The sequence below is a fragment of the Pseudarthrobacter sp. fls2-241-R2A-127 genome (genome assembly GCF_030209355.1).
Lineage (GTDB): Bacteria > Actinomycetota > Actinomycetes > Actinomycetales > Micrococcaceae > Arthrobacter.
This window is the reverse complement of record NZ_JARVSF010000030.1, coordinates 1-4,774: the sequence shown is the minus strand read 5'-3', so window position 1 is coordinate 4,774 and position 4,774 is coordinate 1. Positions and strand designations below refer to the sequence as shown.

The 4,774-nt window shown below is 65.3% G+C and carries 2 protein-coding genes and 1 rRNA gene; all 3 read left to right on the top strand.

Translation table 11 applies throughout. The annotated features are described in order from the left end of the window. Positions 1 to 245 precede the first annotated feature (245 nt). The 3 genes from rrf to QRN53_RS17745 all read left to right on the top strand — a co-directional run bounded on the left by rrf (position 246) and on the right by QRN53_RS17745 (position 4,575). Positions 246 to 362: ribosomal RNA gene (gene rrf, locus QRN53_RS17755) — 5S ribosomal RNA — on the top strand. Positions 363 to 438: 76 nt separating this feature from the next. Continuing rightward, the gene (locus QRN53_RS17750; protein ID WP_285245130.1) at positions 439 to 1,446 is read left to right on the top strand and encodes a LacI family DNA-binding transcriptional regulator; all 1,008 of its coding nucleotides are present in this window, start codon (positions 439 to 441) and stop codon (positions 1,444 to 1,446) included. Between the two features lie 96 nt (positions 1,447 to 1,542). After that, positions 1,543 to 4,575 carry a glycoside hydrolase family 2 TIM barrel-domain containing protein gene (locus QRN53_RS17745; protein WP_285245129.1) on the top strand — a complete coding sequence of 1,011 codons (3,033 nt, stop codon included), beginning with the start codon at positions 1,543 to 1,545 and terminating at the stop codon, positions 4,573 to 4,575. Positions 4,576 to 4,774: the final 199 nt, after the last annotated feature.

Sequence of the window (4,774 nt, the reverse complement as noted above, 5' to 3'; positions counted from 1 at the left end):
CCGGATGTGGAAGCGAGGACTAACGACTCGTGAAGCTGACCGGTACTAATAGGCCGATAACTTACACCACACAGATACATACAAATTCTGCTTGCGTCCACTATGTGGTTCCCAACCAACAACCCCCAACACACGGGGTTCGTCGGGTACGGAACACACCACAACTACATAACAACACCACAATGTTGTAACCACCAGTTTTCCCACCCCCCACACACTTGTTTGGGCGGGGCGGGTACAAGGGTTACGGCGGTCATAGCGTGGGGGAAACGCCCGGTCCCATTCCGAACCCGGAAGCTAAGACCCACAGCGCCGATGGTACTGCACCCGGGAGGGTGTGGGAGAGTAGGACACCGCCGGAACACATTTACATGGTCGAGGCCCCAACCACACGGTTGGGGCCTCCCACATTTAAAACAACACTTAGACTTACGGTCTATGACCCCCCGAAGCACACGCCCCACGGGCAAACGGGCCACCATCCTGGATGTCGCCGCCGCCGCGGGCGTCTCGCGGCAGACCGTAACCCGTGCCATGAACGACATGGCCGGCATCAGCCCCGATACCCGTCAACGCGTCCAAAAGATTGCCGCGGAGCTGGGCTACACCCCCAGCCGGTTCGCCAAAGGATTGGTCCAAGGCGCCAGGGTGTCTGTTGGCCTCGCCATCCCCGATCTGACCAACCCCTACTTCCCGGCCTTTGCGTCCAGCGTGGTGGAGGCGGCAACCGGGCGCGGTTGGAATGTTGTGGTTGACGACTACGGGCACGGCACCGGCAGCGCCGCTGACGCTGCTGCCAGGCTCGCACCCCAGGTGGATGCCTTAATCGGCTACCTGGCGCCCCACGCGGACGAGGCGCAGGCACTCATGGGCCGCCGGCCCGTCGTCGCCCTTGATTCACCCGGCGCGGGAACCGCCGGCAGCATCTCGTTCGACTACCACCATGCTGCCCGGCTGGCACTGGCCCACCTGGCCTCCAGGGGTTGCACGAACATCGCCTTCCTGGACTCGGACCAAGGCGCCCCTGCCGGCAGCCGAAGCGCTGCAGCGGCCGCCGTCGCCTTGGAATCGGGGGTCCAGCTCACCCGTTTCCAGGCGGCATCTTCTGCCGCGGCGGCCAAGGCTGCCGTTGGCGTCCTCGCTGCGGGAGGGCGGCCTGTTGACGGCATCCTTGCCTTCAACGACCTCATGGCCGCGGGCGCGCTGAAAGCCTTGCAGGCGTCCGGCAGGGCCGTCCCGGGCGACTGCGCTGTTATCGGAATGGACGGCATACCACTCGGAGAACTCCTTACGCCTGAGTTGACCACCCTTGCCCTTGACCTGCGCGCGGTGGGCCGCGCCGCCGTCGGCCTCCTTGAGGGACTCCTCTCAGGCTCGCTCACCGAGGGCAGTGCCGAGGCCCATCTGATCCTCAGGCACGAGCTGGTTGTCCGCCAATCGGCCTAGACCCCTACTCAAAAACCACGGCAACGGCTAGGCTTTAACAGCAGCTGCGTGAACGTTCACGTTGCCCCATCCCAGACACTTGCAGCAAGGAACACCATGGCACTCCACACCCCCTCCGAAACTGCCGGCGGCCAAGACCCCCAGGGCGCCCCACGCTCCACGGCCAACCTGGAGCTTGGCCGGGAAGCGGTTCTCGAACTGGCCTCGCTGGCGCCCGGAAGGGGAAGCCTCCCCGCACGCTCCTACCTGGCAACTGATGCCCCCAAGTTGTCCCTCAACGGGGACTGGCAGTTCAGGCTGAGCCCTGGAATTCGGACTGCGCCCAACGACGGTTGGCAGCACGGCTCTGACCTGTCCGGCTTCGTCCCGTTGCCCGTCCCCTCCAGCTGGAGCATGCACGGCCACGGATCCCCGGCCTACACCAATGTGCAATTCCCCTTTGCCGTGGAACCGCCGTTCGTCCAGGAAGCCAACCCCATCGGTGACCACGTGGTGACTTTCCAAGCAGGCCCGGAGTTCTTCCCGCACGCGCTGTTGCGGTTCGACGGCATCGACTCCGCCGGGACAATATGGCTGAACGGTGTTGAACTCGGAACCACGCGCGGCAGCAGGCTGGCACACGAATTCGACGTGTCCGGCATCCTGGTGGAAGGCGTCAATACCTTGGCGGTGCGGGTGGCGCAGTTCTCCGCCGCCAGCTACGTGGAGGACCAGGACATGTGGTGGCTTCCGGGGATCTTCCGGGACGTGACCCTCCAGGCGCGGCCTACGGACGGCCTTGACGACCTCTTCGTCCACGCGGACTACGACCACACGACGGGCCAAGGAACCCTGCGTGTCGAGGTGACCCGGGCCGGCAAGGCGATTGACGCCGTCGTACGCATCCCTGAACTTGGCCTGGAACTGCCCGCCGGCACCCAACAGGCAGTGCCGGGCGTAGAGCCGTGGTCGGCGGAACAGCCTCGCCTGTATAACGCCACCGTCAGCACTCCGGGCGAGACTGCTTCCGTGCAGGTGGGCTTCCGCAGTATCACCATCGAAGACGCCCAGTTCAAGGTCAACGGCCGGCGCATCCTGCTCCGCGGAGTCAACCGCCATGAGCACCACCCCCGGCTGGGCCGGGTGGTGCCGCGGGACGTGGTGGAAGCTGAACTGCGGCTCATGAAGCAGCACAACATCAACGCCATCCGCACCTCGCACTACCCGCCGCATCCCGAATTCCTGGCCCTGGCAGACCAGCTCGGGTTCTACGTTGTCCTCGAATGCGACCTCGAGACGCACGGATTCGTCGGGGCCGGATGGGCGCAGAACCCCAGCGACGATCCGCAATGGGAAGAAGCTTTGGTGGACCGGATGCAGCGCACCGTGGAGCGCGACAAGAACCATCCCTCGGTCATCATGTGGTCCCTTGGCAACGAAGCGGGCACCGGCCGGAACCTTGCTGCCATGTCACGCTGGACCAAGGACCGTGACCCGTCGCGCCCCATCCACTACGAAGGCGACTGGTCTTCGCCCGACGTCGACGTCTACTCCCGGATGTATGCCAGCCAGGCCGAAACGGCGCTGATCGGCCAGGGAATCGAACCGGCCCTCGAGAATGCTGAACTGGACGCCCGGCGCCGCGCCATGCCGTTCGTGCTCTGCGAATATGTCCATGCCATGGGCAACGGCCCCGGCGGGATGAGCGAATACCAGGAACTCTTCGACAAGTATCCGCGTCTGATGGGCGGCTTCGTCTGGGAGTGGCTGGAACACGGCATCACCGTGCCGGACACGGATGGCGGCGAACACTTCGCCTATGGCGGCGATTTTGGTGAAGAAGTCCACGACGGAAACTTCGTCACTGACGGCCTGGTCGACGCCAACCGCAAGCCGCGGCCCGGGCTGCTGGACTTCAAGAAAGTGATCGAGCCCCTGCGCATAGAGGTTGGGCAGGATTGGGCCCGCTTCACCGTGCGCAATGGCCAGGACTTTGCGGACACCTCCGCTTTCAGCTTCCGGTACACGGTGGTGGCCGACGGCGACACCCAGGCTGAGGGGTCACTGGACGTCGCGCCGGTAGGGCCCCAGTCCGAAGCAGTTGTGGAGTTGCCGGCGGACATTGCCGCGTATGCGGCCGCACTGGGATCAAGCCAGTCTGCGGTGCTGACGGTCAGTGCCGTCCTTGCCTCGGATACGGCTTGGGCCGGGGCCGGCCACGACGTCGCCTGGGGCCAGGCGGCACGCTTCGCGGCACAGGATCCCCGGCTGCCTGCCGGGGACAGAGTGGAGGTCATGGACGACGAGCTGAGGCTTGGTGAGGCCCGATTCAGCCGGGCCACCGGCCTGCCCACCTTCATCGGCGGACTTCCCGTCGACAAGCTGGGGCTGGTCCTGTGGTGGGCACCCACTGACAATGACCTGGGCCGGGAATGGGGGAGCACCGACGAGCGGCCGCTTGCCACCCAGTGGAAGGACGCGGGTCTTGACCGCCTGCACACACGCCTGTTGGGTATCACGGCAGAACCCGCGGCCGGGGGCGGCGAACAACTCCGCGTCAGTACCCGTGTTGGCGCAGCGGACAAGCAATTCGGCGTGCTGGTTGACTACCTGTGGACCAGTAACTCCGGCGCACTGGCCCTGCGCACCCACGTCAAGCCAACAGGGGACTGGGTCAACGGAGGCTTCGACGTCGAATGGGCGCGAATCGGTCTGGAGCTCGTCCTTGCGGCCGAGACAACATCGGTGAACTGGTTCGGGCAGGGTCCGCACCAGAGCTACCCGGACACCGGCCAGGGTGCACGCACAGGGTGGTTTGAGTTGCCGCTTGCCGGCTTGGACGTCGACTACGTCCGGCCACAGGAATCCGGGGCGCGCGGCGGAGTACGGCAGGCGGTTCTGGAAACCGGCGGTAAGCAACTGCAGCTCTCCGGAGAGCCGTTTGCGCTCACCGTAAGGCCCTACGGCATGGGCGTGCTCGCAGCCGCGACACACCGGCCAGACCTTATTCCGGACGGACGCAGCTACGTTTACATTGATCACGCCCGGCGGGGTGTGGGAACCGCGGCGTGTGGCCCCGGCGTCCTGGAACCCTACCGGCTGAAGCCCCGCGAAGCTGAGTTCGAGGTCCTCTTCCGGGTCCACGGCTGAAGCCGCTCCGGAATGTGAGCCACTCAACATAAGATCCGGACCCTCGCAAATGCTCTGGGAGCCCGGTTGGCACCGCCGGAAACCGCGTAAATGCACGGTTTCCGGCGGTGCGCGGAGCCCGTGGTGGCGGGTTTGCGGTGGGGGTGGTGGGCGTGTATTGTTTTCTGAGTCGCCGCCGCTGATGCGGAAAAATAGCGAC